This is a genomic window from Sphingomonas sp. R647, from assembly GCF_020177055.1.
Lineage (GTDB): Bacteria > Pseudomonadota > Alphaproteobacteria > Sphingomonadales > Sphingomonadaceae > Sphingomonas.
The window spans coordinates 208410-231823 of sequence record NZ_JAIQXT010000005.1; the positions used below are offsets into that span (position 1 = coordinate 208410).

At 65.6% G+C, this 23414-nt stretch carries 26 protein-coding genes; 17 read left to right on the forward strand and 9 right to left on the reverse strand.

The window, feature by feature from the left end; all coding sequences use genetic code 11:
* The first annotated feature begins 20 nt into the window (after positions 1-20).
* From K9B35_RS13985 to K9B35_RS14025, 9 genes are all read left to right on the forward strand, one after another.
* A complete protein-coding gene (locus K9B35_RS13985) occupies positions 21-917 on the forward strand; it encodes an SDR family NAD(P)-dependent oxidoreductase (RefSeq protein WP_224922487.1) in 897 nt (298 codons plus the stop codon).
* A gap of 186 nt (positions 918-1103) precedes the next feature.
* A complete protein-coding gene (locus K9B35_RS13990) occupies positions 1104-2174 on the forward strand; it encodes a hypothetical protein (protein WP_224922488.1) in 1071 nt (356 codons plus the stop codon).
* 401 nt (positions 2175-2575) lie between these two features.
* Positions 2576-3364, forward strand: a complete 789-nt coding sequence (locus K9B35_RS13995; RefSeq protein WP_224922490.1) for a hypothetical protein — start codon at positions 2576-2578, stop codon at positions 3362-3364.
* Positions 3365-3519: 155 nt separating this feature from the next.
* Positions 3520-4011 (forward strand): pyridoxamine 5'-phosphate oxidase family protein, encoded by a 492-nt coding sequence (locus K9B35_RS14000; protein ID WP_224922491.1) that lies wholly within the window; start codon positions 3520-3522, stop codon positions 4009-4011.
* Positions 4012-4026: 15 nt separating this feature from the next.
* Positions 4027-4920, forward strand: coding sequence for an alpha/beta fold hydrolase (locus tag K9B35_RS14005; protein ID WP_224922493.1), 894 nt, complete (start codon positions 4027-4029; stop codon positions 4918-4920).
* Between the two features lie 38 nt (positions 4921-4958).
* Positions 4959-6284 (forward strand): MFS transporter, encoded by a 1326-nt coding sequence (locus K9B35_RS14010; RefSeq protein WP_224922495.1) that lies wholly within the window; start codon positions 4959-4961, stop codon positions 6282-6284.
* Positions 6281-7201, forward strand: coding sequence for a cysteine synthase A (cysK, locus tag K9B35_RS14015; RefSeq protein WP_224922497.1), 921 nt, complete (start codon positions 6281-6283; stop codon positions 7199-7201). Before K9B35_RS14010 ends, cysK begins: the two co-directional genes overlap by 4 nt.
* A 68-nt stretch (positions 7202-7269) precedes the next feature.
* Positions 7270-7593, forward strand: coding sequence for a hypothetical protein (locus K9B35_RS14020; RefSeq protein ID WP_224922499.1), 324 nt, complete (start codon positions 7270-7272; stop codon positions 7591-7593).
* Positions 7594-7775: 182 nt separating this feature from the next.
* Entirely contained in the window at positions 7776-9014 is a 1239-nt protein-coding gene (locus tag K9B35_RS14025; RefSeq protein WP_224922501.1) for a cell wall hydrolase, read from the forward strand.
* Here the strand turns inward: K9B35_RS14025 and K9B35_RS14030 are convergent.
* From K9B35_RS14030 to K9B35_RS14040, 3 genes are read right to left on the reverse strand one after another with little or no spacing between them, the layout of a single operon-like run.
* On the reverse strand, positions 9007-10476 hold the full coding sequence (locus K9B35_RS14030) for a PH domain-containing protein (protein WP_224922502.1): 1470 nt from the start codon (positions 10474-10476) through the stop codon (positions 9007-9009). The two genes, K9B35_RS14025 and K9B35_RS14030, sit on opposite strands and share 8 nt — an antisense overlap.
* A gap of 8 nt (positions 10477-10484) precedes the next feature.
* Positions 10485-10970: a PH domain-containing protein gene (locus K9B35_RS14035; protein WP_224922504.1), complete on the reverse strand. Its 486-nt coding sequence runs from the start codon at positions 10968-10970 to the stop codon at positions 10485-10487.
* 41 nt (positions 10971-11011) lie between these two features.
* Positions 11012-12304, reverse strand: a complete 1293-nt coding sequence (locus K9B35_RS14040) for a hypothetical protein (protein WP_224922506.1) — start codon at positions 12302-12304, stop codon at positions 11012-11014.
* A gap of 204 nt (positions 12305-12508) precedes the next feature.
* Between K9B35_RS14040 and K9B35_RS14045 the strand changes: the two genes are divergently transcribed.
* Complete coding sequence (locus tag K9B35_RS14045; RefSeq protein WP_224922511.1) at positions 12509-13912, forward strand: sensor domain-containing diguanylate cyclase; 1404 nt, start codon at positions 12509-12511, stop codon at positions 13910-13912.
* 132 nt (positions 13913-14044) lie between these two features.
* Here the strand turns inward: K9B35_RS14045 and K9B35_RS14050 are convergent, their stop codons facing one another.
* The 4 genes from K9B35_RS14050 to hisI are packed head-to-tail and all read right to left on the reverse strand — an operon-like array spanning position 14045 to position 17190.
* Complete coding sequence (locus tag K9B35_RS14050) at positions 14045-15844, reverse strand: acyl-CoA dehydrogenase C-terminal domain-containing protein (RefSeq protein ID WP_224922513.1); 1800 nt, start codon at positions 15842-15844, stop codon at positions 14045-14047.
* 17 nt (positions 15845-15861) lie between these two features.
* A complete protein-coding gene (locus K9B35_RS14055) occupies positions 15862-16293 on the reverse strand; it encodes a MerR family transcriptional regulator (RefSeq protein WP_224922515.1) in 432 nt (143 codons plus the stop codon).
* Between the two features lie 31 nt (positions 16294-16324).
* Entirely contained in the window at positions 16325-16834 is a 510-nt protein-coding gene (locus K9B35_RS14060) for a hypothetical protein (protein ID WP_224922516.1), read from the reverse strand.
* Positions 16831-17190: a phosphoribosyl-AMP cyclohydrolase gene (gene hisI / locus K9B35_RS14065; protein ID WP_224922518.1), complete on the reverse strand. Its 360-nt coding sequence runs from the start codon at positions 17188-17190 to the stop codon at positions 16831-16833. Before hisI ends, K9B35_RS14060 begins: the two co-directional genes overlap by 4 nt.
* An 81-nt stretch (positions 17191-17271) precedes the next feature.
* On the opposite strand from hisI, the gene K9B35_RS14070 reads away from it, so the two are divergent.
* From K9B35_RS14070 to K9B35_RS14080, 3 genes are read left to right on the forward strand one after another with little or no spacing between them, the layout of a single operon-like run.
* The gene (locus K9B35_RS14070) at positions 17272-17832 is read left to right on the forward strand and encodes an RNA polymerase sigma factor (RefSeq protein ID WP_224922519.1); all 561 of its coding nucleotides are present in this window, start codon (positions 17272-17274) and stop codon (positions 17830-17832) included.
* Complete coding sequence (locus K9B35_RS14075) at positions 17829-18323, forward strand: hypothetical protein (protein WP_224922520.1); 495 nt, start codon at positions 17829-17831, stop codon at positions 18321-18323. The genes K9B35_RS14070 and K9B35_RS14075 overlap by 4 nt, the downstream gene beginning before the upstream one ends.
* Complete coding sequence (locus K9B35_RS14080) at positions 18320-19753, forward strand: alpha/beta hydrolase (protein ID WP_224922521.1); 1434 nt, start codon at positions 18320-18322, stop codon at positions 19751-19753. The genes K9B35_RS14075 and K9B35_RS14080 overlap by 4 nt, the downstream gene beginning before the upstream one ends.
* 77 nt (positions 19754-19830) lie before the next feature.
* On the opposite strand, the gene K9B35_RS14085 is transcribed toward K9B35_RS14080, so the two are convergent.
* Together K9B35_RS14085 and K9B35_RS14090 are read right to left on the reverse strand one after the other, a co-directional pair.
* Positions 19831-20178: a hypothetical protein gene (locus K9B35_RS14085; protein WP_224922522.1), complete on the reverse strand. Its 348-nt coding sequence runs from the start codon at positions 20176-20178 to the stop codon at positions 19831-19833.
* Between the two features lie 52 nt (positions 20179-20230).
* Positions 20231-20761: a L,D-transpeptidase family protein gene (locus K9B35_RS14090; RefSeq protein ID WP_224922523.1), complete on the reverse strand. Its 531-nt coding sequence runs from the start codon at positions 20759-20761 to the stop codon at positions 20231-20233.
* A gap of 238 nt (positions 20762-20999) precedes the next feature.
* On the opposite strand from K9B35_RS14090, the gene K9B35_RS14095 reads away from it, so the two are divergent.
* The 4 genes from K9B35_RS14095 to K9B35_RS14110 are packed head-to-tail and all read left to right on the forward strand — an operon-like array spanning position 21000 to position 23367.
* A complete protein-coding gene (locus K9B35_RS14095) occupies positions 21000-21500 on the forward strand; it encodes a DUF2975 domain-containing protein (protein ID WP_224922524.1) in 501 nt (166 codons plus the stop codon).
* The gene (locus K9B35_RS14100) at positions 21500-21709 is read left to right on the forward strand and encodes a helix-turn-helix domain-containing protein (RefSeq protein ID WP_145844190.1); all 210 of its coding nucleotides are present in this window, start codon (positions 21500-21502) and stop codon (positions 21707-21709) included. Before K9B35_RS14095 ends, K9B35_RS14100 begins: the two co-directional genes overlap by 1 nt.
* A gap of 2 nt (positions 21710-21711) precedes the next feature.
* Positions 21712-22467 (forward strand): hypothetical protein, encoded by a 756-nt coding sequence (locus tag K9B35_RS14105; protein ID WP_224922525.1) that lies wholly within the window; start codon positions 21712-21714, stop codon positions 22465-22467.
* A gap of 42 nt (positions 22468-22509) precedes the next feature.
* A complete protein-coding gene (locus K9B35_RS14110; protein WP_224922526.1) occupies positions 22510-23367 on the forward strand; it encodes a hypothetical protein in 858 nt (285 codons plus the stop codon).
* Positions 23368-23414 lie beyond the last annotated feature (47 nt).

A 23414-nucleotide genomic window follows, 5' to 3' on the forward strand; every position in this document is an offset into this window, starting at 1 on the left:
AACGTCAAGTCGGAGGGGTTATGAGCATCAGTTTTGAAGGCCGCGTCGCGATCGTCACTGGCGCTGGTGGTGGTCTGGGGCGCGCCTATGCGCTGGAACTCGCAAAGCGCGGTGCGCGGGTCGTGGTCAATGACCTTGGCGGGTCTCGCGATGGCAGCGGCGCATCAGATGCCGCGCAGCAGGTGGTCGAACAGATCGAAGCGGCCGGCGGTGAGGCGATCGCCAATGGCGGCAGCGTCACCGACTATGCCCAGATGCAGGAAATGGTTGCCCGCGCGCAGGAGAAATGGGGCGGCGTCCATATCCTGATCAACAATGCCGGCGTGCTGCGCGACAAGAGCTTCGCGAACATGGAGCCGGAGGATTTCCGCTTCGTCGTCGATGTCCACCTCAACGGCTCGGCCAACGCGACCAAGGCGGTGTGGGCGACGATGCGCGACCAGAATTACGGCCGCATCCTGATGACCGCCTCATCGTCCGGGCTGTACGGCAATTTCGGACAGGCCAATTACGGCGCCGCCAAGCTGGGCCTCGCGGGTCTCACCAAGACGCTCTACCTTGAGGGCGCGAAATACAACATCCGCGTCAACACCCTCGCCCCGACCGCCGGCACGCGGATGACCGAAGACATCTTCCCTGAAGCGGCGTTCAAGGCGTTCACCCCCGAAAGCGTCGCCCCCGCCGCACTGTTTCTGGTCAGCGAGGACGCGCCGACCAATGCGATCGTCGGGGCCGGAGCAGGCGTGTTCCAGGCCGCCTATGTCACGCTGACGCAGGGCGTGCGCCTGAGCGACGCGGAGATGAGCCCCGAGGGCGTCGCCGCACACTGGGCGCAGATCACCGATCGCACCGGCGAGATCGTCCCCAAATCGGGCGGCGAGCAGGCGATGACGATCATGGCGAAGCTGCAGAGCTAAAGTTTTTTGGTGTGGCGGCGCCGGCCTGCTTCCCCACCCGGCCACCCAACGACAGTGTATCCTATGGGTGGCCGGGTGGGGGAGCGGGCCGGTGCCGGTTCAGCGCAGCTGAACAAAAGCCCGCGCAACAGCGTATTGCAACACTAATACACTTATGGCAGTCTCCCCGGCACAGGAGGGACTGCCATGTACAGCGAAGTCGATCTCAACAGCGCGGTGGAGGCCGGGGCGATCAGCCCGGAGGCCGCCGCCGCGTTCCGCGACCATATCGCGTCGATGCGCTCTGCGCCGATCGCGGATGAAGAGCCTTTCCGGCTGCTGACCGGGTTCAACGACATCTTCGTCGCCATCGCGGCGGCCCTGATGCTGGTCGCGGTCGCCAAGATCGGCGGCGAGATCAAGCCCTGGTTTGGTGGCGTCGCGGTGGCGGCGCTGGCCTGGGGGCTGGCCGAATATTTCACGCGCGTCCGCCGCATGGCACTGCCCAGCATCCTGCTGCTGCTCGCCTTTGTCGGCGGGATCGCGGCCACGCTGGTGGGCATCGTCGCGGTCAATGTCGAGTTGCTCGAACGCTATGTCGGCAACGACAACGAAACGCTGCAGCGTCAGGTCGGCGCCGCAATTGCCGCGACCGTGGGCATCGCGACGGCTGGAGCGGCATGGCTGCACTGGCGGCGCTTCATGGTGCCGATCACCGTGGCTGCGGGGGCCGTCGCGGTTATCGGCGTGATGATCGCGCTGATCATGATCGCCATCCCCACGGCGCAGGATTGGGCGATGCCGATCGTGCTGGGCGGCGGCGTGCTGATGTTCCTGTTCGCGATGCGCTGGGACATGTCGGATCGCGAGCGCAAGACGCGCCGCGCCGATGTTGCCTTCTGGCTGCATCTCGCAGCGGCACCGATGATCGCACATCCGATCTTCCGCATGCTCGGCATCTTCGACGGCGCGGTCCAGCCGGGCATGGCTGCGGTCGTGCTGCTGCTTTATGTCGGCTTCGCGATCGTCGCGCTTGCCGTTGATCGCCGCGCGTTGCTCGTCTCCAGCCTCGCTTATGTCCTCTACGCCATGTACGCGCTGCTCCAGACGGCGGGCGCGGTCGAGCTGGGCGCGGCGCTGACGGCTTTGGTGATCGGATCGGCGCTGCTCACGCTGTCGGCCTTCTGGCAGCCGATGCGGGGGCTGGTGGTTGGCCCGCTCGGCGGGCTCGGCAACCGCCTGCCGCCGGTCCCGGTGCGCCACTCTGCCTATGCCTGACTCCGGACCGGGGCGTGGCGCGCGCCGCGCCCCGGTTCAAATCAAAGCTGCACTCTCGATCCGATATGGGTGCGTCGCCGGCGTGATGGCGGCAAGTAACTGCGAGGTGCGCGCCGCCATGCTGCCCCCATTTGTGGCTTTCAGGTCGCAAGTCGCCGGATTTCCCGATCCCGGCCCGACAACGCGCGCAAAATGAGTAGCAGACGCGTTGCACCCGTGGCGCAGAGCGCTCTTACTTCCCTCCGCTTTGGGGGAAGTTGCTATTTTGTTGCGTCGAGACTTGATGTGCTTGGAAGTGGTCCAAGGCCATGTTGGCTGAGGCCAGAGTCCTCCAGCCGGCCTCGCCTCCGCTCGAAGGGGCAGCGTTCGACCTGCACGTCCTCACGTTCGCCGTGTCGGCCATGGCGCACGCTCTGGACGCATTCGGCAATCTCAACAGCGCGATCCTGTTTGCCGCGACTGCACGCGCCTGTGGCCCGTTCGACCAGACGCCGGGGCGCAAACGTCCGGTGAGTATCAACGCGCTCGCCGCCTCGCTCGGCCGGCCGTTCGAAACGACCCGGCGGCATGCCAACGCACTGATCGACGAGGCGCTGATCCTGCGTTCGCCCAACGGGCTGTCGGTTACGACCGAGGCGATCATCGAGCCGCGCGTCGCGCGCCTCACCGACACGTGCCACGACCTGCTGGTGCGCCTGATCGAGGATCTGGCAGGCGATGGCCTCACACTACCGTCGCCCGCGCCTGACATCGCCTATGATCCGCGATCGGGGATCGGCATCGCGCTCGACCTGATGCTCGCGGCGGTCGAGAGCCACGGGCGGCGCGAGGAGAATTTCACCCGCCTGGCGCTGCTGCTCGCGATTGAATGGGCGCAGCGTCGGGCGGCCCATGCGGGCGCGGACCGTGCGAGCGATCCGGTGATCCGCACCAGCACCGCCGCGCGCATCCTTGGCCTTCCCTATGCAACGACCTCGCGCAACATCGATGCGCTGGTCGATAGCGGGTTCTTGACGCGTAGCGGCGCAGCGCTGCGCCCGGTCGATGACGCCCGCGCCAACGATGGCCGCAGCGCGCTTGCCTATCGGGCGCGTCAGTTGATCGGGCGACTGGCCCAGTCGGGATTTCCGATGCGTCAGCCGGGCACCGCCTACATCCGCTACCGCGCGCAGGCGCAGGATCTGGGTTAGATCCGCTTCACCGCTGGTGAAGCCATGCCGCATTGCTGAAACGCGTTTGCCGCCCTCTCGCTTCGGCTGGGCGTCGAACCACGTCGCGACGTCCACGGAACCGCATCGCGGCGCCGTCCGTTCCCCGCTCCAACTCATCAGATAGGAGCACCCCCATGTCGAACCCTCAGGAACTCGCCGAAAAATTCTGGAAAGCGCTCGACAGCGACCGCACCCTTTTCCTTGGCCTTGATGGCGTGCGCGACGGCCATGCCCAGCCGATGACCGCGCTGCGTGAAGACGACCAGCATGGCGGCCCGATCTGGTTCTTCACGACCAAGGACAATGGCATCGTCCAGGGCCTGACCGAGGGTAACCGCGCGATGGCGCATTTCGTGTCGAAGGGGCATGACCTGTGGGCGACGATCCACGGAAGTCTCGTCGCCGACAATGACCGCGCGATGATCGACCGGCTGTGGAATCCCTTCGTCGCCGCCTGGTACGAAGGCGGCAAGGACGATCCGAAGCTGCAGCTGCTCCGCCTCGACACCGAACATGGCCAGATCTGGCTGAACGAGAATAGCCTGTTTGCGGGCCTCAAGATGATGCTCGGTGCCGATCCGAAGGAAGACTATAAGGACAAGGTCGCCGACGTCTCGCTCGCCTGACCCGGAGGACCTTCCATGAGCTATATCAAAACGCGCGATGGCGTGGACCTGTTCGTCAAGGATTGGGACGGCGGCGGCCGTCCCGTCATCCTCATCCACGGCTGGCCGCTATCTGCCGACAGCTGGGATCCGCAGGCAGTGGCTTTGGCCGAAGCCGGGTTCCGGGTGGTCGCCTATGATCGGCGCGGGTTCGGGCGCTCTGGACAGCCCTGGTCGGGCTACGACTATGACTCGCTCACCGACGATCTTGTAGATGTGATGCAGGCGACCGGCGCGACCGAGGATGTCAGCCTTGTCGGCTTCTCAATGGGTGGCGGCGAAGTCGCACGCTATATGTCGCGGCATCGCGGCAAGGGCGTCGTGTCGGCGGCGCTGGTCGGATCGGTGGTCCCGTATCTGCCGCAGGCCGACGACAATCCCGATGGCGTTCCGAAGGCGGAACTCGAAAAGATCGTTCAGGGGATCAATGAGGATCGCCCGGCCTTCTTCGCTGACTTCTTCCGCAGCTTCTTTGGCGTCGGGTTGATCTCGCACCCGGTGTCGCAGGAAGTACTCGACTGGGCATGGGGGCTGGCGATGCAGGCGAGCCTGCGGTCAACGGTCGAATGCGCAAAGGCGTTTGGATTTACCGACTTCCGCGGCGACCTTTCGGCCTTCAACGTGCCGACCCTGGTGCTGCACGGCACCGCCGACGCGACGGTGCCGATCGGCGCCACGGGTCGGAAGGCAGCAGCTGGAATCGCGAACGCACAGCTGGTCGAATATGACGGCGCGCCGCACGGGCTATTCGCGACCGAGAGCGATCGCCTGACCCGCGATCTTCTCACCTTCCTCGGCAACCCGGCGCGCAGCGGAGGCAATGAATCCTTCATTGCGCGATCGGATATCCAGCCTCTACAGGCCGGCTGATCCGCTGATCATCGGGATGGGCGGCCGGACAGGAACGCATGGCCGCCCACCCCTTTTCGATCCATAATTACCGCGCCTACTGGATCGCCCGCCTCGCCTCGACACTGGCCGGACTGTCGATGGTGGTCGTCATTGGCTGGCAGGTTTATGACATCGCCCGTGAGACGATGGGCATCCGCGAAGCAGCGATGCAGCTCGGCTTTGTCGGGTTGGTGCAGTTTCTCCCGCTGCTTGCGCTTACCCTCGTTACTGGCTGGGTCGCTGATCGGCTCGACCGCCGCTGGATCGTGCGGGCGGCGATCGCGCTGGAGCTGGGTTGTGCCGCCGCGCTGGCCTGGCTGACCCAGACCGACACCATCACCCTGCCCGCCTTGTTCGGTATCGCCGCCTTGCTCGGCGTTGCCCGCGCGTTCATCAGCCCGGCGCAGCAGGCGCTGGCCCCCAATCTCGTCCCCGCCGCCTCACTGCCCACCGCCATCGCGTTGAGTGCGCTGGCGTGGCAGGTCGGGTCGATCGGCGGCCCGGCGATGGGCGGCTATCTCTACGCGGTCGGGCCAGCGGCGCCCTATTGGGTCGCGACCGCATTGTTCGGCGTATCCTTCCTGATGATGATGCTGGTGACGCCGGTGGTGCGCAGCACGATTGCCCGCATCGGCAATCCGCTGATGCAAATGATCGAAGGGCTGCACTATGTCCGCCGCAACCGCCTGATCCTCGGCGCGATCTCCCTCGACATGTTCGCAGTGCTTTTGGGGGGCGCCACCGCAATGCTCCCAATCTACGCCCGCGACGTTCTGATGATCGGCGCCGATGGCCTCGGCCATCTGCGCGCAGCGCCGGCGGTAGGCGCGGTGGCGGTGGCAGTGGTGCTGTCGTGGCGGCCGCTCAAGACCAATGTCGGGGTCAAGATGCTGTGGGCCGTGATCGGCTTCGGTATCGCGACGACGGTATTTGGCTGGGCCGGGCCGTTAATGACCCGCTGGTTCGGGCCAGAAATGATCGGCAGCGAACTTGCCCCGGCAGTGCTGGTATCGATCGTCGCGCTGATCGCGCTGGGCGCATTCGACATGATCTCGGTCTATGTCCGCTCCTCGCTGATCCAGCTGCATACGCCCGATACGATGCGCGGGCGGGTCGGATCGGTCTCGACCCTGTTCATCTCAAGCTCGAACGAATTGGGTGAGGCGCGATCGGGCTTTCTCGCCTCCCTGATCGGTCCGGTTATCGCGACTGTGGGCGGCGGCATTGCAGCCATCTTGGTAACCGCGCTGTGGGCGCGTATCTTTCCCGAATTGCGGCGCGCGCGGACCTTCGATCCGCCCGCATCGTTGGACAATTCCCCGCCAGAGGAGATCAAGGCATGAAGGCGAACTCGATCCTCGAAACGATCGGCAACACCCCACACATCCGCGTGGCCCGGCTGTTCCCCGATGCCGAGGTCTGGATCAAGTCGGAGCGCACCAATCCCGGCGGGTCGATCAAGGACCGCATCGCGCTGGCGATGATCGAGGCGGCGGAGGCCGATGGCAGCCTGACGCCCGGTGGCACGATCGTCGAGCCGACCAGTGGCAACACCGGCGTCGGCCTGGCGATGGTCGCGGCGGTCAAGGGCTACAAGCTGGTACTGGTGATGCCCGAGAGCATGAGCATCGAGCGCCGCCGCCTGATGCTGGCCTATGGCGCCAGCTTCGACCTCACCCCACGCGAAAAGGGGATGAAGGGCGCGATCGAGCGAGCGATCGAGATCGTCGAGTCGACGCCGGGTGCGTGGATGCCGCAGCAGTTCGAGAACCCGGCCAATGTCGATGTCCATGTCCGCACGACAGCGCAGGAAATCCTCAAGGACTTCGCCGACACGCCGCTCGATGCGATCATCACTGGCGTCGGCACCGGCGGCCACATCACCGGGGTTGCCGAGACGCTGAAGAAGCACTGGCCGTCGCTCAAGGTGTTCGCGGTCGAGCCGGAACTGTCGCCGGTCATTTCGGGTGGCCAGCCGGGCCCGCATCCGATCCAGGGCATCGGCGCCGGCTTCGTGCCGAAGAACCTGCATACCGACTCGATCGATGGCGCGATTCAGGTCGATGCCGCCGATGCGAAGGAATTCGCCCGCCGCGCGGCGCGTGAGGAAGGGATGCTGATCGGCATCTCGTCTGGCGCGACTCTGGCGGCGATTGCGAAGAAGCTGGGCGACCTTCCAGCCGGTTCGCGGGTGCTAGGGTTCAATTATGATACAGGTGAGCGCTATCTGAGCGTTCCGGACTTCCTTCCCGAGGCGTAATGACTCGCATTCTGTCCCAATCCGGATAAGCTGTCCGAGTCGGGGTACACGGATTCCGGGGGGAAATCGTGCGTAATGCAATGATCTGTGTCAGCGTGATGCTGGCAATTTTTCTGGCGTGGCCGGCGGTGTTCGGCAGCGAAAAGACGTCGGCGGTGCGTGCTGCGGGGGCTCAAATGGTCTCCGTCGCGGCACCGGCGGCGATCGCCGTCGATGCGCGACTGGTCCAGACCAATGTCAAACCTGCGGGCGCTCCGCAGGCCAGGGCTCTGGAAAACTGCTTCAAACGCTATGAGCGCGAATATGCGCGCTGCAATGCGATCGACAGCAGCTGCCGAGTCAGGGTCGCGGACCAGTGGGACCTGTGCGAGGCGACGGGCTTCTGGCCCTGAACTGAGCACCGGATTCGACCATCCCGCCGGCCTCAGCAGAGGAGCGGGAGGAGGTTCCCTGCGCGCACCAGTTGGGGTAAGGGGACGACTGCCAGCGCCGCTGGTTTGTCGCCGCTGAAGGACCGCGCGCCCTAGTGACCCCCTCTCCCGCTCTGGCATCGCCGCTCCGGCCCACTCCCGGATTGTGGGCCGCGCTCGCAGCGATTGCGCTGGCAGTCGTTGCCGGACCGCTGGCGGTCGTGCTGCGCGCGCCGCCTCCGTCCGCTGCGCCCGTGCTCGCCGAAATCTCAAGGCCCAAGCGGGTCGTGCCCCAAGCCGAAGTGCCCGAGGTCGAGCCGGTGCGCCTCGCCGCGCTGTCGATGGACGATGCGCGGACGTTCAACGCTGCCATCCCCTTTTCCACCGCGCCCAATCCGGCGGCGCACCCGCTGATCCTCGACGCCGCCGCGGACGATTTCGGGCGGGCGGTCGACTGCTTGGCCGCCGCGACCTGGTATGAAGCGGGCGACGATCCGGTCGGCCAGCGGGCGGTAGCGCAGGTCGTGCTCAACCGGATGCGCCACCCCGCCTTCCCCAAATCGGTGTGCGGCGTGGTGTTTCAGGGGCAGGAGCGGCGCACCGGCTGCCAGTTCACCTTCACCTGTGACGGGGCGTTGCGGCGCACCCCCTCCCCCGCCGCCTGGGGTCGCGCGCAGACGATTGCGCGGCAGGCGCTGACCGGGTCGGTCTTTGCCAAGGTCGGACATTCGACGCATTATCATACCGACTGGGTCGTGCCCTATTGGAGCTCGAGCCTGGACAAGGTGGCCGAGGTGAACACGCACCTCTTCTTCCGCTGGACCGGCTGGTGGGGCACGCCGCCTGCCTTTCGCCGCGGTTATGCCGGGGCCGAGCCGGTGGTGGCGAAGCTGGCGGCGCTGTCGTCCTTTCATGGCGGTGGCGAGGTTGCACTGGCCGGGGTTGTCGATCCGGCGGCTATGCTGGACCCGGATACCATTCCGGAGTCCGCGGTGCCCAAGCCGGTGGCGGCGGGGGGTGACAGTTTTCATGTCGCACTCGACAAGGCGATGGGGGCGGATGCCTTTGCGGCGTTGGCGATCCGGACCTGTGGTGAGCGGGCCTATTGCAAGTTTCTGGGCTGGACCGATCGGGCCAAGGTCCCGGCGGTGGGGGCCAGCCTGACACCGGCGCAGATCGACGCGATGTCGTTTAGCTACCTTCGGGACAAGGATCAGGGGTTCGGCAAGGCGCTGTGGAATTGCGGCGAGTTCAAGCGGCCTAGCCCGATCCAATGTATGCGGCGGACGCCGGCTGCGGCTGCGGTTGCCCCGGCGCCGGTTCCTTCGACAACGCCGGAGGTGCTGAGCGGGGTGCGGCGGAAGGCTGCGCCGACGCCATCCCCTACCCCGGCCATCAACTGATTCCTGCGGCGAGGTCGCGGGCTAGCGTTGCTCCGTCCTCCAAAGCGACATCGACGACGGCGGGGGTTGCTCCCATTCCGGCTCCGGCGGTGTCGACTTCGACGGTTACCAGCCCCAGCCAGCGCTGGATCAGGCCCTGACGGAGGGTCACGACCTGGACATTCTCTACCGGAACGATCCAGTCGCGCTGGGCCAATACCCCTCTCATCACTTGCAGGCTGGCGCTGCGGAGGGCGTAGCGGTGGTAGCGGCGTTGGAGGAGGGCGGTGAGGACTGGCGGGAGCGTCAGGATCAGGCCTAGCCAGGCGAAGGGGGTTAGGAGCAGTGCTGCGGCGATGACTGCTAGTGGCAGAGGGATCGCCAGCACCAAGGTTCGGAGGATGTGGGCCGGGGCTACGGGGCGGAGGGGGAGCCTTTCGAACGGGGGTAGTCCGGCTCGGTCGACGATTCCTGCCACTTCGTAATCGCGGGCCAGCGGGGCCATGACCTGGCGGCCGCTGGGGTCGTTGCTGCCGCCAAGTGTTTGAACACTCAGGGCATTCCATCCGAGTAGGCCGCGGAACGGGCCGCGCTGGATCAGGGCGAGCTGGATGCGGCGCATCGCCACGACCACTTCGCTGCGGGTCAGCAAGCCCCTTGTCCGGCGGAAACGGCCGATCCCGGCGCGTAGTTTGAAGTTCCATTCGCGCAGTACCGTCCGGGCCACCCCGGTGATCACGCCCAGCACCACCACCAGCCCGAACAGGCCGAAGCCGGTGGAGTAGTTCAACCGGCTCTGCACCTCACCCTGGGCGCTTTTCGCCATGTCGGCGACTTCGTCCCAGCCGAAGCCCAAGGCATCGCCGAGGAACTGGATGCCGGTGGCCAAAGCGGCGATCCAGACCAGCGAGAAGCTGAACAGGCCCAGCAGCAACACGCGCTGGGGCGTCATTGCGAATACGTCGGTCAGCGTGTCCTCGATCGGCAGATCGAGGCCGACACTGGCCCGCTTCACCGGTGCCCCTCTCAGGGCTCCGCGCAGTCTGGCGGCTTCGGACAGGGTGACGCTGTCCAGCACCGCTTCGTCCTTGTCGCCGCCGCCGGTTTCGACGCGGACTTCGGCGAGGCCGAAGATGCGGGACAAGGGCCCCTGTTCGATGCCGACGTCCTGAATGCGCTCCAGCGGGATCGAGCGGCGGGTTCGGTTCAACAGGCCGCGTTCGATCACCAGTTCGCTGTCGGTGACGGCATAGGTGAGGCGCCGCCAGTTGATCCAGGTCCACACCAGACTGAGCGCGCCGACCACCCCCGCCGCCAGCAAAATCCAGCCAAATCCGCGGCCCGAAGTGATGCCGATCAGCGCGGGCAGGCCGACGACATTCTGGGGCGCCTTTTTGAGGAACCAGATGCCGATCGTGCCGGGATGGACGCGGCGGGGTTCGTGGTCCTCAAGCGCCTCCGGCTCGGCCAGCGGCTCGTTCACCTCCTCGCTCACCATGGGTCGACCGTGAGCTGGTCGCGGATCGCGTCGCGGATCTCCTCGGCGGTTTCGCGGGCGATGCCGGGGAGATGCACTTCGCTGTTGGCGGTCCCCGCGGTGTGGAGGACCAAGGTGGCGACGCCAAACATCCGCTCGACCGGTCCCTGCGTCACGTCGATATGCTGGACGCGCGCGGCGGGGACGATGGTGTGGCGGCGGGCGAGCCAGCCAGAGGCGACGTGCAGTTCCTTCCCCGTCCATGCCCAGCCCCAGCGCGCCCATTGCTTGGGCGCGGCGTAGAGGACGGACCACAGGCCGATCGGCGCGATGACCGCGGGCGGCGCCCAGAAGGGGAACCAGTCGAACGCGATGTCGAGGCCGATGCCGGGGCCGAACGAGACGAGCGTCGCGATCGTCCAGAAGACGGCGGCGGTGAAGCGCATCGCATTGAGCTGGCCGCGTTCGAACGGGTGGAGCGGCGTGTCTGGGAGCAGCATTCCTCCGTTATGGCGGGTGGGGCGAAAGGCTCAAGGGGTTATCAATCCTCCCCGGCACGGGGAGGGGGACCAGCCGCAGGCTGGTGGAGGGGGCCCGAGGCACCGGCTTCCCTTGCCTCGGGCCCCCTCCACCCCGCCGCTTCGCGTCGCGGTCCCCCTCCCCGTTCCGGGGAGGAATTGGATGGAGCCTCGGGCGGTTTCCCTTCCTCCCCCTCCGTCGCGCTATGCGCGCCACCTCCCCCTGGCGGGGGAGGATTGTTAGCCTCCCCCGCCGCCGCGCGGCATTTGGCTAGCCAGGCTTCGCGGGCGGCGTCGCCGGCGGCGATGAGCGGTTCGAGTTTGGCGTCCTCTTCGGCTTCGATGGCTTCTTCCTCTTCCTCGGTCAGGTCGCGCTCATAGTCGTCGGTGCCGGGGATGCCTTCGTCGAAGCCGTGGAAATCATGGGGCGGCGGGAAGCTGGTGCGCCAGGCGTTACGCTCGTCGCACCACCAGATGGGGGGCGCAGTCTCGTCACTGTCCAGACGATCCTGACAAGAATCGCGTGTGTCGGACGAGCTGTCAGGCTGTTCCTCTGGCGGGGCTTCGGAGGCGAGCGCGACGAGGCCGATGGCTTCGGCGCGGCGCCATTGTTCGTCGGTCCAGCGAGCGCGGTCGGCGGGGTCGAGGTCGGTGGCGGGGACGGCGGCGCTGTCGTCGACATGGGTGCGCAACCAGCGATCGGCGCGGGCGAGCGTGCGGATCGGGGCGAGGTCGTCCTCGCTCGCCACCCCCGCCGCACCGAAACGCGCGGCGAGGAACAGGCCGGCGCGGCCCGGTGCCGCCGATTGTTCGACCAGATCGAGAAATTGTTCGAAGTCCGCCGCGGCGAGCCGCACGGCGGCGGCGTCGGTATCGGTGCAGGCGGCGTCGGCGCGCTTGTCGAGCCGGTTCAGCATCTTCCACGCCAGTTGGTTGTCGTAGCGGTGGCGGGTGGTGATGCTGCCATTATCGCCGGTGACGGATTCACGCACGCCGTTGAAGGCGCGGTCCATCAGTTCGTCGGCGAGGCAGTCGCGGCTGCGCAGCTGAGCCGCCTTCCACCCCAGCGCGAACGCCGCGCCGCGCGCGCTGTCGCGCAGGGCATAGGCGGTCTGGCGCGACATGCCGACGATGGCGCACGCCTTGGTCACATTATGCCCGCGCGCGAGAGCGGTGAGGAAGCGCTTCTGCTTTTCGGGGGTCCAGCCGTCATACCGCTGGGCATCGGGCACGCCGGGTTCGAGTTCGTGGAAGGCGGCGTGGTTGAAGGTCGCGGGGTCGTAGGGCGCCGGTTCTGGCGTGGTGAAAGCGTTCATGTCTGCCGGTCCTTTGCTGATGTGATGCAGAGGACCGGTTAGGTATGCCGGAACGGGGGCTGTAGGAAAGTTCTATTTTTGTTCCGGAGCGAGGTCGAGACTTTGAATGCTCCCCGAGATTGGCAAACTCGGGATAGGGGCTCTTCCTGCCCCTCCTACAGTGATAACTATTTACTTACAGCTTCGCAGATTTAGACGTGGATGATGGAATTTAAGAACGCCCGAAAGAAATCCAGTCGACCTGACCCGGAAGAGGTCATCAGCCTGCTTCTTCGTGAAACGTCCGGGGATAGCGACTGGCTTTGGGAAACCGACGACCAGCGGAGGATCGTAAACCCCTCAAGGAAAATGCGTGATTTCTTCGAAAGCGACACGTTATCGGGTAAGCTACTGCTAGAGGCGGCTGCGGGACAATGTTGGCACTCTGGAAACTTTTCAACAGGTCTCAGAGATTTAGCAGACGCATTTATAAAAAATGAGAGATTTCAAGATTTAATCTTACCGGTTGTACGGTCCTCGGGCGAGACTTGGGTAGAAATATCAGGAAATCCGCGATTCAATAGTAAAGGCGATTTGCTCGGCTACCTAGGCGTTATGTCTGACATAACCTCCGCTCGTGAAAGCGCCAATAGATTAAGCAAGCTCGCGCGCTATGACGCGGCGACGGGCTTGCCAAATAGGCAGCTCACTATAGATGCTATTGATTCAGCCAACTTCGAAAGAATGTCAAATGGGACAATATCGGCGGTTGCCGGAATTGTCATACCTGGACTCGCGACTATCAAGACCGAACTTGGGGTACGCAAGTCCGAGTTGAAGGTGCGAGAAATCGCAGAAACTCTCCGGATTTTTCCAAATAATAATGTCTTTTTGTCACTCATTGGCCCGGGGGAGATATGCGTAGTATTTCGAGATGCCAGCCAGCGAGACTTCGACATCAACAAGTACCTGTCCAGCATGATATATATCATTCAGAGCAGCCACAAAGACGCCGACCAATTTGTCAAAGATATATCCTATGGAATTGAGTACTTTTCAGACGATCTTTTGACAGCAGATCATATTATCAACGCGGCATTCGAAAGAGCATACGAAAATTCAAAGCTGTTTCGACCGAAAAGTCATACCCCACCTGCTAGTGCTGGGCGAGAATTGCATTCTCATCGGCCGGATCCCCATGTCAAAGCACGCGCGATATTAGAAGATGCAATTTCCGCGCGCGAAGGCGTCAGACACCTCCTTTCTGAAATGAAGTGGAGACTTCACAACGGGGGCAGCGATCAAAACGATCTTGATAACATCGCAAAACTTGCTGAACTCGAATCGGCATTAAGCGATCTAATTTCTAGCGCTCAATCCGGAACGGTGCCGAAAAATAAAATTAAATTAGTTCGAAAACTATCCAGCTTAGTATTTTCATTCTGCGCTGATACAGGACATTTAATGGTCGCCGGCTTAAAGCCGCTTGCAGCCTCGGCACCTATTGCTTTCGGAACTCTAATGCTTCTTTATCAAGTATGCGAACCTGCGACGGCTTCAATACTAGCTCCCGGCGGAGCGCTAGCAGTAGTGGCTGGTTACTTCAGTCTCAATCTCAAAAAGGACTAAATTAAAAAAGCAGCTTCGGCGATCAACCAATGGCCTTCGCCAACGAAATCGAGGCCGCGCTCGCCGAGCGCGGCCTCGATCAGGCGGTCCATCGGGTCGTGGCGCGGCTCCACGGATGGCCGCGCTTGGGGATCAAACCCCAAACGCCTCCACCGGCAGCGCCATGATCGTCTCCGCGCCGCTTTCGATCTTGCGGCGGAGCGCGCCGGCGTTGGGCATGATGCGGTCGGCGTAGAAGCGGGCGGTGACCAGCTTGGCTTCGTAGAACGCCTTGTCGTCGTCGCCTTCGGCCAGTGCCGCGACGGCCGCGTCGGCCATGCGGAGCCACATCAGGCCGATCGCGACGGTGCCCATCAGCTCCATGTACGAATAGGCGCCGGCGCCGACCTGGTTGGGGTCCTTCATGCCGTTGGCCATGAACCACATGGTCGCGGCCTGAAGCTGGCCATTGGCCTTTTCGAGCGCTTCGGCGAGGTGGGCGAGTTCGGGCTTGGCCTTGGCGGCGGCGACCTCCTCCGCGACGATGCGGAACAGGGTCTGGACCGCGCGGCCGCCATTCTGGGCGAGCTTGCGGCCGACCAGGTCCATCGCCTGCACGCCGTTGGTGCCTTCATAGATCATCGCGATGCGGGCATCGCGGACATATTGCTCCATGCCCCATTCGGCGATGTAGCCATGGCCGCCATAGACCTGTTGGCTGTCGGTCGCGATGCGGTAGCCGGCGTCGGTGCCGACGCCCTTGATCACGGGGGTGAGCAGGCCGATCAGGTCGTCGGCGAGCTGACGCTCCTCCTCGCTCGCCGCCTTGTGCGACAGGTCGACCTGGAGGCCGCCCCACAGGCACAGGGCGCGGAGCCCTTCGGTCATCGCCTTGGCCTCCATCAGCATGCGGCGGACATCGGGGTGGACGAAGAGGGTGTCGGCCTTTTCCTGTGGCTCGGCGGCGCCGGTAAGCGCGCGGCCCTGACGCCGGTCGTGGGCGTACTGGACGGCGTTCTGGTACGCGACTTCGCCGATGCCGAGGCCCTGAAGGCCGACGCCGAGGCGGGCGGCGTTCATCATGATGAACATGGCGGCGAGGCCCTTCATCTCCTCGCCCACCAGCCAGCCGGTCGCGCCGTCATAGTTCATGACGCAGGTCGAGTTGGCGTGGATGCCCATCTTGTGCTCGATCGAGCCGCAGCTGACGGCGTTGCGGTCGCCGAGGCTGCCGTCGTCGTTGACCATGAATTTGGGGACGACGAACAGGCTGATGCCCTTGCTGCTTTCCGGCGCGCCGGGGGTCTTGGCGAGGACGAGGTGGATGATGTTGCTGGTGAGGTCATGCTCGCCGGAGGAGATGAAGATCTTGGTCCCCGTGATCGACCAGCTGCCGTCGGCATTGGGGGTGGCGCGGGTCTTGATGAGGCCGAGGTCGGTGCCGCAATGCGGTTCGGTCAGGTTCATCGTGCCGCCCCATTCGCCCGAGACCATCTTGGGGACGTACTTCTCCTGCTGCTCCGGGCTGCCCTTGGCGAGGAGCGCCTCGATCGCGCCGTGGGTGAGGCCGGGGTACATGGCGAAGGCCATGTTGGCGGAGATCATATATTCCTGAAACGCGGTCGAGACGACGTGCGGCATGGCCTGGCCGCCGAACTGCTCGGGCGCGCTGAGGGTGCCCCAGCCGGAGTCGACGAACTGCTGGTACGCTTCCTTGTAGCCGTCGGGGGTGGTGACGCTGCCGTCGGGGTGGCGGGTGCAGCCCTGCTGGTCGCCGCTGTGGTTGATCGGGAACAGGACTTCGGCGACGAACTTGCCGCCCTCTTCGAGCACCGCGGTGACGGTGTCGGGCGTCGCGTTGGCGAAACCGGGGAGGTCGGCGTAGCGGTCGAGCTTGAGCACGCGGTCGAGGACGAAGCGGGTGTCGCGGACGGGGGGATTGTAGCGGGGCATCTCTCTCGTTCCTGTTCTTATTTGATGGGGCTGGCGCGGCCTTCGAGGACCGCGATGAAATCGTCGAGTTCGGCAATGGCGGCGTCGATGTCGTGCTTTTGCCGCTCGAGCAGGTCGATGCGCGCGCGGCACTTGTCGAGCGTGACCTGATGCTGGGTGCGGCGTTCGTCGCCGACGTCGTAGAGGTCGATCATCTCGCGGATTTCGGCGAGGCTGAAGCCGACGCGCTTGCCGCGCAGGATCCAGGCGAGCCGGGCGCGGTCGCGGTGCGAGTAGATGCGCTGGAGGCCGCGGCGCTCGGGGCCGATCAGCCCTTCATCCTCGTAAAAGCGCAGCGCGCGTGCGGTGACGTCGAACTCGGCGCACAGGTCCGAGATCGAGAAGCTCTCCTTATCCGGCCGCGCCTCGATCGGGGCGAAGCTGGCTACGGCTTTTAGTTTCGTTGCCATGGGGGGAATTTAGTCGCGGTTGACGTTAACGTCAACTACCGCACAAACGCGTTCCTTCGGCGCTGCGCAGGGCTTCGGCTTCGGCGGCGGATTCGCTGAGGCGTTCGACTTCAAGTGCGGCGAAACTGGCGCGGGGGCCGCAGAGTTTGGCGCAGGAATCGGGGACGTTGGCGGGGAAGGTGATGCGGTCGCCGTCAAACTTGGCGTCGAAGGCGCAGGTCTCGCCGTTCCTGCCCTTGAACTCGATCGCGAGGGTCGCGCCGGAGCGGGCGGCGGTGCCGCGGCCGGTGCAGCTGACCTTGTCGCCATAATCGACGAACGCCCCGACGCGGTAGGCGGTGCCGTCGGGGACGACGCACAGCCGGTCGGTGTCGCGGGCGTAGAGGCCGGTGACGTCGCTCGCCTTGGGATCGCGGACGAGGCCGCGTTCGATCGCGGCGGATTCGAGGCTGGGGGGTGTGGGCGACGCGCCGGGCTGCGGCCCGCTGCCCGAGCAGGCGGCGAGGAGGAGTGCGGCGGCGAGGGCGGCCCCTCCCCTCACCCGCGCACCAGCTTGCCGTTTTCGATGCGGCGGAAGAAGCAGCTGGGTTCGCCGGTGTGGCAGGCGGGGCCGGCGGGGTCGACTTTGAGCCACAAAGCGTCCTGATCGCAGTCGATCCGTGCCTCAATGACGCGCAGGACGTGGCCGCTGCTCTCACCCTTTTTCCACAGGCGCTGGCGGCTGCGCGACCAGAACCACGCCTCGCCGGTGTCGAGCGTCCTGGCCAGCGCATCGGCGTTCATGTGCGCGAGCATCAGCAGCTCGCCGGTCGCGACGTGGGTGGCGACGGCGGTGATCAGGCCGCTGGCGTCGTAGTTCGGGTTGAGGTCGAGCGTGGAATCGCGGGGATCGGTCATGCGGCGGTGTTAGCGTCCGATGCCATTCGGATGAACCTTTTTCGCCGCGCGGCGACTACGAGGGAAAGCATGAGGTGAAAGATGCGGCCGGACGGCGGGGAACAATCAAGCGCGATCGCGGACGAGCTGCTCGTCGTTCGCTGCCAGCTGGGCGAGCGCGACGCGTTCGATGCGCTGGTGCGGCGATGGGCCGGGCCGGTCAGCGGCTACGCCCGGCGCGTGACCGGTGAAGCCGATGCTGCCGCCGAGCTGACGCAGGACATCTGGCTGCGCGTGGTGCGCGGGATCGGGCGGATCGAGGACACAAGCCGGTTCCGGTCGTGGCTGTTCGGCGTTGCCCATCGCGCCTTTGCCGACCAGCTGCGCCACAAATATCGCACCGCGACGCCGCTGCCCGCCGAGGATGACGTCGCCGAAGCCGATGCGGGCGAGGCGGAGTTCGATGTCGAGGCGGTCGAGCGCGGACTGGCGCGACTGGCCCCGGTCGAACGCGAGATCCTGACCCTGTTCTACCTTGAGGAACTGGCGATCGACGAGGTCGCCACGGCGCTGTCGATCCCGACCGGAACCGTCAAGTCACGCCTGCACCGCGCCCGCAAGCAATTGCGGCGCGTGCTCGAATTGCATGGAGATGTCCAATGACCCTTGCCCCCCAAATGGATGCTGCGGCCCCGGAAGTCCGGATCGTCAGCGCCGAATTGTCCACCGGCCCCCGCGTTGCGCACGCGCTGTTGCTGGCGGCAGCGCTCAGCGGGACGGTGGTCACGCTGTCGCTGTTCATCACCGAGCCCGACCTGCCGCTGCGCACGCGCGCCGCATTTGCGGTGCTGTCGCTGATCGGGATGGGGTGGACCACCTATGCGCTGTGGGTGCTGACCCAGCGCCGCGTGCTGTATGCGCGCCAGCAAGTCGTCGCGGGATGGATGGCGGTCGCGTTTACGTCGGTGTTCACGCTGGGCGCATTGGCGATCGGGATCGGATCAGGGATGGCCACGGGGTTCGTCGCGGCGGCGATGGGAGTGGCGATGGTTGGTGCCTCGCTGGTGCTGCTGAGCCGGGCACGACAGCGGCTGGCGGCGCTGACGGCAAAGCGGCGGGCGCTGGAGACGCAGATGGCGGAGCGCGCGCGATGATCCGGATCCTGCTGATCGGATTGGCGCTGCTGGCCGGCGCGGCCACCGCCAACGCCGCACCGATCGCGCCGCAACTGGGTGAAGCGCACGCCGAGCGCTTGGTTGCGCCGGACGGGCGCGCGATGGCGGTCGAGCGCGGCTTTCTGCGCGTCCCCGAACGCCGCGATCGCGCTGTGCCGGAGGGGGTGATCGAGCTGGCGGTGATGCGGCTGCGCTGGGCGGACGCGCCGAGCGGGATCGTCAATATGGTGCTGGCGGGCGGACCGGGCGATTCCGGAACCGGATTGCTGAGCGGCCTTTCCGCCGCGCGCGCGGCTGCTTTGCTCGACCTGATGGGCGGGGACGTGATCGCGTTCGACCAGCGCGGGAGCGGGCGGTCGCGGCCGAGCCTTGGCTTGCCTGAGCGCACACCGCTGCCACTCGAAGCTGAGGGCTCCCCTGCCCTGTGGCTGCCGGTGATGGCGGATGCGGCGCGCGCGGCGGCGCGGCGGTTCGCGGCGAACGGGGTGCGGCTGGCATCTTATACCAGCGCCGAAAATGCCGATGATGTCGACGCGGTGCGGCGGGCGTTCGGCTATGCGACGATGCACTTGTGGGGGCGCAGCTATGGATCGCACCTCGCGCTGGCAACGGTGCGGCGGCACCCGGCGAGCGTCGCGCGGCTGATTTTGGTCAGCCCCGAAGGCCCCGATCACACCTACAAGCTGCCCGCGCAGACCGATGCGGTGATTGCGCGCATTGCCGAACGGGCGGGAACGCCGGAGCTGCCCGCGACGATGCGCACGGTGATCGCGCGGCTGCGGCGCGAGCCGGTGACGCTCGAGGTGGCCGGGCCGGACGGCGTGGCGCGGCGCGTCACCATCGGAGCGTTCGACGTGCAGTGGTTGACGGCGCAGGCGCTGGGCGACCCGCGCACGCTCGCCACCCTGCCCGCCGCCTATCGCGAGATGGCGGCAGGCGATTTCCGCCGCATGGGTGTGGTGGCGCTGGCGGCACGCAGCCAGTGGCGGCTGGGGTCGGGGATGAAGTACATGATGGACCTCGCCTCGCATGCCAGCCCGGCGCGGCTGCGGCGGATCGAGCGGCAGGCGCGCACCGCGCTGCTCGGCAATGCGATCAACTTTCCGCTGATGGGGCTGCGCGATGCCTGGCCGGCCGTCGATCTGGGCGCGGCCTATCGCAAGCCGGTACGGAGTGCGGTGCCGACGCTGATCCTGGTCGGCGACCTCGACGCGCGCACGCCGGTGGAGAATGCGCGGGAGATCGCGCGCGGGCTATCGCATGCGCACGCCGTCGTGGTGGAGAATGCCGCGCACCAGTTCGACCTGTTCGGCGATCCAGTGCTCCAGCCGGTGCTGCGGGCGTTTGTTGCGGGTCGGACGGTGGCGACGCGGCGGGTGCGGGTGCGGGAGATTGGGTTTCAGCGGTGAGGGTGGCTGGAGTGGAACCCGGCACGGGCACCCGGGGTGAGGCGGGGCTTTGGCCCGGCGACCGGGCGCGACCGGCATCAGCCCCGGTCAGCAGCCGCCTTCTGATGATCCAACTGGCTCGCTGCAACGGCGATGACGGCACAGAATACGCCCTCAATCGCAGCTCCGATGAAGTCCGCTTCCAGCAGGACCGCAAGGACGGCGCGGATGGCGAACAGGATCGCCAGCACATAGGCGAGCTTCGGCGCATGGCGATTACCCGACACGGTCACGCCGAACAGCAGCAGACCAAGAAAGACGTTCCATCCACCCGCCGCTACGTTCGAGACGATCAGGGGAATGGAGAAAAGGATCATCCCGGCAGCGGCCGCGAGTACGAGCCAGCGCCCGAGCCCCGTCCATTGATAGGTCTTTCCCGTGTTCATGGCGCGGATGCTGCGGGCGATAGTCTGCTCAGTCAACCGCAGTGGGGGCAGCTTACGCCCGGATTTCGATGACGATGTTATCCGGCACGGTGCGCCAGATTTCCTCGATCTCGGCATTGGTTACCGCGATGCATCCCTGGGTCCAGTCGACACGACGATGCTGCGTGCCGATCCAGCCAAGGCCGTTGCGCAGCCCGTGGATCATGATGTCCCCGCCCGGATCGATACCGCGCGCGCGGGCGGCCTGTGCCTGCGATCGCGTCGGGTAGCTGATCCGCAGTGACAGATGATAGGCGCTGTCGGGGTTGCGGCCGCTGATCCGGTAGATGCCTTCCGGCACGCGATTGTCGCCCGACCATGTTTTGGGGCCAAGGCCGCCGCGGCCGAGGGCGATGCGATAGGTTCGGACGACGCGCCCGTCCTTCAGCAGCGTCATGCGATGCGCGCTTTTCTCGACGATGATCCGGTCGGTGGCTGGCGCGATGGGATCGCGTCGGGGCGTTTGGGCGAATGAGAAAGCGCAGAGGGCGGCGATGCCGAACACCACAGCCGCGATACCAATAACAACCAGTCGCAATCGCATCTCACACGCCCCTGCCGTTTCTGCATAACCCGTGATCCGGCCAGTTCAAAATGGTCGTTGGCGGCCTCAGGCGAAAAAGCCCTGTCCCGGCTCAAGGCCGGGACGACGAGGGGTTTTGCCGGGCGCTTTCGCCACCCCGGCGGCGTGATTGCCTCAAGATTTATCGGAAAACGATAACTTCACTTGCCGTTATTCGATGTGTGGATTATCGAATAGCGATAATTCACGGAGACTCGACATGCTCATTCTCACGCGGCGCATCCTGATGGTGCTGCTGGTTCTCAACTGGATCGCGGTGGCGGGGTTCGTGGTGTTCGGGGGCGTGCTGCTGGCGATGCCGGAGTTCATGGCGGGCAAGCTGGCAAAGGGTTTCGGCAGCGATGCAGACGCAGTTCGCCTTGCGCTGGTCGGCGTGATGGCGATCGGGTGCGTCGCGGCGGTGCCGGTGCATGTCATGTTTACCCGGATCATCGCGATGATCGACACGGTGCGCATCGGTAACCCGTTCGCGCCGGTCAATGCCGAGCGGCTGCGGCAGGTCGCGTGGGCGATGCTGGCGTTGCAGATCGTTGACCTTGGCTATGGCTGGTTCGCGACGCAGCTGAGCGAGGCGACGGGCGAGTTCATGGCGTGGCAGTTTTCCTTCACCGGCTGGCTCGCGGTGCTGTTGCTGTTCGTGCTGGCGCGGGTGTTCCAGCAGGGTGCGGCGATGCAGGACGAGATCGAGGGGACGGTCTGATGGCGGTCCGCGTGACGCTGGACGATGTGCTGCATGCGCGGCGCATGACCCTGACCGAACTGGCCGAGCGGGTCGACATCACGCTGGCCAACCTGTCGATCCTGAAGACCGGCAAGGCCAAGGCGATCCGATTTTCGACGCTCGAGGCGATCTGTCGCGCGCTGGAGTGCCAGCCGGGCGACATCCTGACCTATGACGAAGGGGAATGACGATGGGACGCGACCTGATTGAAGTGTTCGTGCGCTCGGGCCGCTATGCCCTGCTGTGCCCGCTGTTGTTCCTGGTGCCGGTGGCGATCGAGATGGTGCAGCATGCGGTAGAGATCCGCGCGGGCATGTATGTCGATATCGCTGGCCTGAAGGCGGCGGAGGGCGATGTGCTGCGGCTGATTATCGGGCATGTGAAGGTGATCGCGCTGTTCCTGACCGGATATTGGGCGGCGCGATTCCTGGTGTTCGGCGATGATCCGGTGGCGGCGCGGCGGATCGATCCTGTGGCGGTGCGGCTGTTCCTGCCCGTCATGGCGTGGAGCCTGTTCTGGCTGATCCTGGTGCAGGATGTGCCGCTGGTCGCCGATGCGGCGGGGATTTCGGGCAATGTCGCGGCGTGGGTGCTGATTTTGAGCCTGATCGTCAGCCTGTTGTTCGAGCCGTTGCTGTCGGCGTGGAAGACGGCGGCGGCGGCGGGCAATCCGGCAATCGGCTTTGTGCGATCGATCCGGCTGATGCGGGGGGTGTATCTCTACGCCGTGGTCGTGTCGCTGCTGGCGATGCTGCCGTTGATGGTCGCGCATTATGCGCTGGCGTTTTTCGCGGTGGGCAAGGCGCCGGGGGTTGTGTGGGCGGTGATGGCGCTGGATTCGCTGCTGGTCGGATATCTGGGCGTAGTGATGGTGGCGGCGGCGTTTGTGGTGGCGCGGCGGGCGGCGGTGAGGGGCGGGGTTGGGTTGGCGGTTGGGGGCCGCTGATCTGGCTTGTCAGACGCAGGTTGCGCGGGCACGACCCTGACAATGAGCCTGGCTTTCCTCGGTGCTGGCACAGCGATGCTGTTCGCAGGAGCGACGCCCGCATTGGCGCAGGCGATGCAAGCCGGGGACGTCTATGAACTCACGCAGAGTTACCAGACGACCGAGACGTCGAGCGACGGATCAAAGGGCAGTTCAAGCGGCCGGACGGGTCTGGTCGAACGGGTCGTGAGCTTGCGCGATGGCGGGGTTGAGCTGGAATATGACCTGCCGTCCGAAGCGACACCGGAAGACAGGGCGCGCGAATGGCTGTTGCCTGCGCTTGTCTTCAAGGCGGCCGACGGGTCGCGACAGTTGCTCAATACCGCGCAACTCGAAGCGCGTCTTGAGGGCTGGTTGAAGGTGGCCAAATGGGACCGGTCGGTTTGTGGACGCTGGATCTTCACCTGGACCGCGTTTCGCATCGAATGTGACCCGCAAGCGATCCTTGCCCGCATAGCCGAACTCGACCCCGCTGCGCAGATCGTGACGGAGGGGGCCACCTATTCAGATCCGCGCGCGGCGCCGGACGGTCGGATCGTTCAGACCGGCAAAGCTGGGTTCAGCGTCACGGTCCGCATCGATCCGGACAAGGTTCGCCATGAACGCGCCGAGACCGATGTGGTCGTTGGTGAGATCAGCGGGAAGCCGGTCAGTCTGGAGGCGGCGCTTCGCGAGCGCGCGGGCGAGCAGGTGACGGGTTCGATCACGGTTACGTGGGAAACGGACGCGACGGGGGTGGCCCGCAAGCGGGTGAAGACGACCCGAACCGAGATCAGGCGCGAAGACGGGGTAACGGAGAAGAGAACCGGGACCGAGACCGTGGAACGACGCAGGGTTGGCTCAGCTGTTCGAGGCGACTGACGGTTTCGATCACCACCGCCGCGACACCAAGAACGACCCGTCGCAAT